General features: G+C 68.1%; 4 protein-coding genes. 3 read left to right on the forward strand and 1 reads right to left on the reverse strand.

What is annotated here, in order from left to right; translation table 11 throughout:
• Window positions 1-118: 118 nt before the first annotated feature.
• Window positions 119-2,080, reverse strand: coding sequence for a DUF6600 domain-containing protein (locus AC07ZH_RS20320; RefSeq protein ID WP_495201095.1), 1,962 nt, complete (start codon window positions 2,078-2,080; stop codon window positions 119-121).
• Window positions 2,081-2,377: 297 nt separating this feature from the next.
• On the opposite strand from AC07ZH_RS20320, the gene AC07ZH_RS20325 reads away from it, so the two are divergent.
• The 3 genes from AC07ZH_RS20325 (at window position 2,378) to AC07ZH_RS20335 (ending at window position 5,439) form a co-directional block, all read left to right on the forward strand.
• Complete coding sequence (locus AC07ZH_RS20325; RefSeq protein WP_495201096.1) at window positions 2,378-4,396, forward strand: ribonucleoside triphosphate reductase; 2,019 nt, start codon at window positions 2,378-2,380, stop codon at window positions 4,394-4,396.
• A gap of 100 nt (window positions 4,397-4,496) precedes the next feature.
• A complete protein-coding gene (gene nrdD / locus AC07ZH_RS20330; RefSeq protein ID WP_495201097.1) occupies window positions 4,497-4,688 on the forward strand; it encodes an anaerobic ribonucleoside-triphosphate reductase in 192 nt (63 codons plus the stop codon).
• A gap of 88 nt (window positions 4,689-4,776) precedes the next feature.
• Window positions 4,777-5,439 carry an anaerobic ribonucleoside-triphosphate reductase activating protein gene (locus AC07ZH_RS20335; RefSeq protein ID WP_495201098.1) on the forward strand — a complete coding sequence of 221 codons (663 nt, stop codon included), beginning with the start codon at window positions 4,777-4,779 and terminating at the stop codon, window positions 5,437-5,439.
• Window positions 5,440-5,445 lie beyond the last annotated feature (6 nt).

Raw genomic sequence — 5,445 nt, forward strand, 5'->3', positions numbered from 1 at the left:
CGCCCATTCTGCAAATTGGCTCAACTGGGAGCCATCAGCACACTCAAAGTCGCTTTAAGCAGAGCATCCCTAGCGCTGGCGCACCGCGGTGCCCATGGGGCAAGCACCGACAGCGCACTCAGTTGTCTTGCCCTGGTCGGTGTTCCTCGCGGCGCGGGCCGCCGTGCCGATCCCGGTTCTCGGGCGCCTGAGCGCCACGCGGCGCTTGTGCGGGCTGTTGGCGCTGCGCTTGCCTCGGGGCCTGGCGCACTGGCGGCTCCTGTTGCGCACGCTGGGCCTGGGGTTGGGGTTGGCGCGCCTGCTGCGCACGCTGCTGCATTTGTTGCTCCTGCTGCAAGGGCTGTTGCTGTTGCTGCGCGCGCTGTTCCTGCTTCTGGGCGGCGCGGGCGGTCTGCTCATTGCGCACCTCTGAATCGCGCTGGGTGTTCTGCTCACGCTGCCCCTGCTCGGGCCGACGGACCGATGGGCGCCGCAGGTCTTGCGGCGCTGCGACTTCCGGGCGCGGCGGCGGCATGGCGGCGTTGCGCGGCGGCGGCTCATGGCGTTCGCGCGCAAACGGCGGCGCGCTGGCCTGCGGGGGCCGCAGCACCGGCACGGCCGGGGCATGGGCAGCGTTGGGCACGGCGGCGCCGCGCGCCAGTTCAGGGCGCTGTGACGGGCCGGGCAATGCCTCATGCCGCGACGGGGCCTCAGCCCGGCCCCGCGAGAAGGCCGGGTTGGAGGGGTTGGAGACCACACGCCGCTCCACCGCGCTGGCTGGCGGCGCGGGGTGTGCCTGCGTCAACCGCGAGGCGCCGAACACGCTGCGCGGGTCACGCGTCGGCGTCGGCGGGGCCACCACGCGGGCGCGCTCCAGCTCGCGCGCGGCCACTGGACGCGCACTGCCGCGCACATGCTGGCCCTGGGAAAACGCGGCTGCGGTCACCGCCGTCACGGCAGCCGGCAGGTGCTGGTAGCGGTAGCCGTTGTTGGCATTCGCGGTGTTGCGCGGCGTGTATTGGCCCCCAAACGGGTTCACGCGGCCCAGATAGGCCCTGCTGGCCCGGTAGCTCGGGCGCCAGGCCTCGCCGGGCGCCAGCGGAAACCAGGCCACGCCGGGCTGCGTGGCGCCGCCCACCGTGATGGCGAAGTTCACACCCCCAGCGCTGCCGCCGACAAAGCCCACCAGCGCGGGCGCGTAAACCGGGTGGGCGGCGCTGGCACCGGGCACCCAGCACCAGCGCGCGCCACGCTGGGCCCAGCGGCCGTAGTGGAATGGGGCAAAACCCCAGGGTTCGTCGTCGATCCAGGTCCAGCCCCAGGGCGCAATCGAGGCCCAGTGGCCGACGCGGTACGGCGCCCAATCCTGCACCGTCACGTGCGGCACCCAGACGGTGCCATACACCGGGTCGCTCTCCCAGTCGCCGTAGTTGTCCAGTTGCTGGTAGCCGATCACGTCGCGCGAGACATGGCGCGCCGCCAGCGACTGGTCTTCCGCCCGGTCGCGCGCCTCTGCCCAGCGGTCAAACGGGTCGAACGCTGGCGCGGTCTGCCCGGCGGCCTGCACCAGGTCCGCGCCCGCGAAGCTGATCTGCTGGCGCGCGCCCAGGCTGGCCGAGGCGCCGTTGCTGCCGTACACCACGGCGCTGCCCGATCGAACCGTCACGCGCGTGGTGCCGTCGCTCGGGTCCACGTCCAGCCGGTAGTCGCCCGGCTGTGAGGCGGTGAACGCCAGGTTGGGGGTATCGACCTCAAAGCGCTGGCCTGGCGGCAGGCTGCGCAGGCGCACGATCAGGCTGCCCTGGGTGAGCGCGAGCTGCACGGTCTGGTCGTCCAGCACGGAGAAAGCCAGGCTGGTCTGCCCATCCAGCCGCAGCGCAGTCGAGCCGATGTGCAGCTCAGAGCGCGCGCCCGTGTCGTTCCAGAGCCGGTCGCCCTGCGTCAACGGCCGGTTCAGCACCGCGCCGGCCCACTGGTCGAACCCGGCGGGTGCAAAGCTCACCGGCCCGTCAAAGGCGTTGAGCTGTGCCACGCGCCCCGGCGGGTCGCCAGCGGCTCCCTGCGCGAAGGCGCCCGTGCCGCACAGGGCAGCCAGCAGCATGAACAACAGCAGCGCCAGCCGCCCACGGTTTGGAAAAAAAGCCTTGGCATGCACGTTGTGACCCCCGCAGCCTGTGGTGGGGCAGCTGCGCTCTTTACCCCACTTCGTAGAACGCGCCAGCGCCGAGAAAGACAACCGGCACGGCCCCCAAACCGTCACCGGATGCAACGCGGTGCGCCGCGCCCAGGCCGCGCAAGCCGCTCCGCTGTTTGTGTTGAATCAAACTACAAATAGTGTTTTAACTATATCTTCAACACCATAGGTAGTGTTTTCTGCCGCAGACCTTTGGAGAATTGCATGGTATCCACCCTTGCCACCCTGCCGCGTGAAGTGCTCAAGCGCAGCGGCCACCGCGCCGCCTTTGATGCGGAAAAGATCCGCTCTGCCTTGCTGCGCGCAGGCGCCGCCACGGGCGAATTTTCGGCCGACGAAGCCGCCCTGCTGGCCGCGCAGGTGGGCAAGGTGCTGATCCACCGCTTCCATGGCGAGGCGCCCGGCATCGAGCAGATCCAGGACGTGGTCGAGCAGACCCTGATCGCCGCCAACCACCTGGCCACGGCCCGCGCCTACATCGCCTACCGCGACCGCCACGCCACGCTGCGCGCCGACCACCAGACGCTGGTGAACGTGGAAAGCTCGATCAACGAATACCTCACCCGCGCCGACTGGCGCGTGAACGCCAACGCCAACCAGGGCTATTCGCTCGGCGGGCTCATCCTCAACGTGGCCGGCAAGGTCACGGCCAATTACTGGCTGTCGCACGTCTACACGCCAGAAATTGGCGAGGCGCACCGCAATGGCGACATCCACATCCACGACCTCGACATGCTCAGCGGCTACTGCGCCGGCTGGTCACTACGCACCCTGCTCAACGAAGGCCTGAACGGCGTGCCGGGCAAGGTCGAGGCCGGCCCGCCCAAGCACATGAGTTCCGCCGTAGGGCAGATCGTCAACTTCCTGGGCACGCTGCAGAACGAATGGGCCGGTGCCCAGGCGTTCTCGTCGTTCGACACCTACATGGCGCCCTATGTGCGCGTCGATGCCATGGATTACGCCGCCGTGCGCCAGTGCATCCAGGAGCTGGTCTACAACCTCAACGTGCCGTCGCGCTGGGGTACGCAAACGCCGTTTACCAACCTCACCTTCGACTGGATTTGCCCCGACGACCTGCGCGAGCAGGTGCCGGTGATTGCGGGCAAGGAGATGCCGTTCAGCTACGGCGACCTGCAGGCCGAGATGGACCTCATCAACCGCGCCTATATCGACGTGATGACCACGGGCGACGCCAAGGGCCGCGTGTTCACCTTCCCCATCCCCACCTACAACATCACCAAAGACTTCCCGTGGGAGAGCGAGAACGCGCAATTGCTGTTCGAGATGACCGCCAAGTACGGCCTGCCGTACTTCCAGAACTTCATCAACTCCGAGCTGGAGCCGAACATGGTGCGCTCCATGTGCTGCCGCCTGCAGCTTGATTTGCGCGAACTGCTCAAACGCGGCAACGGCCTGTTTGGCAGCGCCGAGCAGACCGGGAGCCTGGGCGTGGTGACCATCAACTGCGCGCGCCTGGGCTATTTGCACGCAGGCAACGAACCCGCGCTGCTGGCCGCGCTCGATCGCCTGCTCGAATTGGGCAAGCAAAGCCTGGAGACCAAGCGCAAACTCATCCAGCGGCTCATGGACCAGGGCCTGTTCCCCTACACCAAGCGCTACCTGGGCACGCTGCGCAACCACTTCAGCACGCTGGGCGTGAACGGCATCAACGAAATGGTGCGCAACTTCACCGGCGACGCGCACGACATCACCAGCCCCCAGGGCCACCAGTTTGCCGTGCGCCTGCTGGACCACGTGCGCGCGCGCATCGTGCAGTTTCAGGAAGAAACCGGCCACCTCTACAACCTGGAGGCCACCCCCGCCGAAGGCACCACCTACCGCTTTGCCAAAGAAGACAAAAAGCGCTGGCCCGCCATCGCCCAGGCAGGCACCGCCAGCCAGCCGTACTACACCAACTCCTCGCAACTGCCCGTGGGCTGGACGGACGACCCCTTCGAGGCCCTGGCCCGCCAGGAAGAACTGCAAACCAAATACACCGGCGGCACCGTGCTGCACCTGTACATGGGCGAGCGCGTCTCCAGCGGCGCCGCCTGCCGCGAGCTGGTGCGCCGCGCACTCACGCGCTTTCGCCTGCCCTACATCACCATCACGCCCACCTTCTCCATCTGCCCTACGCACGGCTACCTGGAGGGCGAGCACAAGTTCTGCCCCCGCTGCGACGAAGAACGCCTGCAAGCCAAGCGCGAGCGCCTGGCAGCCTGAGGGCTTAAAACTTCAAGCAAAAACGGCACTTGGCGCTTGATGGATAAGCGCAAGTAGCTATCAATTCAATAGCATTTTCAACCACCGCAAGGAGATCGCCATGCACCCCACCACCACCCAACACACCACCCTGGCCGCCGCCAACGTGCAGCTCACCGACGCCGAACGCCAGCCCTGCGAAGTCTGGACCCGCGTCATGGGCTACCACCGCCCTGTGGCCAGCTTCAACATCGGCAAACAAGGTGAGCACAACGAGCGCCAGTTTTTTGCCGAAGCCCCCTGTGGCCGTTGACCTGCAAAGCCGCTCCCCGCGCCGGCCTGTGCCGGTGCCCGTGGTGACCGCGCACGCCGCGCACGCCGCGCACGCCGATGCCGCGTTGCTGCGCATCGGCGGCATCACGCCGCTCACCACCATCGACTTCCCCGGCCGCCTTGCCGCCGTGCTCTACGGCAAGGGCTGCCCCTGGCGTTGCGGCTACTGCCACAACCCCGAACTGCTCGACGCCACCACCCCCGCCACCGTGCCCTGGCCCGAGGTGCTGGCCTTCTTGCGCAGCCGCCAGGGCCTGCTCGACGGCGTCGTCTTCTCCGGCGGCGAACCCACGCTGCAAGCCGCCTTGCCCGCCGCACTGGCGCAAGTGCGCGCCCTGGGCTTTCAAACTGCGCTGCATACCGGCGGCATGTACCCCGAGCGCCTGCAAGCCCTGCTGCCCCTGCTCGACTGGGTGGGCCTGGACATCAAAGGCCCGCTGCACGCCTACGACGCCATCACCCGCACCCCCGGCAGCGGCGCCAAAGCCTTTGCATCATTGCGCCACCTGCTCGCTAGTGGCGTGCCCCATGAATGCCGCACCACCTGGCACGCGGGCCTGTTCAGTGTGGATGACCTGTTCGCCCTGGCCGACACGCTGGCCGATGCAGGCGTGGCCCACTGGGCGCTACAGGAATGCCGTGCGCCGGGCGCGGCCACCTGGGAGCTAACCGCCGGGCAGGTAGAGCGGCTGGGGGCGCGGTTTGCGGAGTTTGTGGTGCGGCGGGGGTGAGGCTGT

The organism is Simplicispira sp. GW247-4R2A, assembly GCF_059424465.1.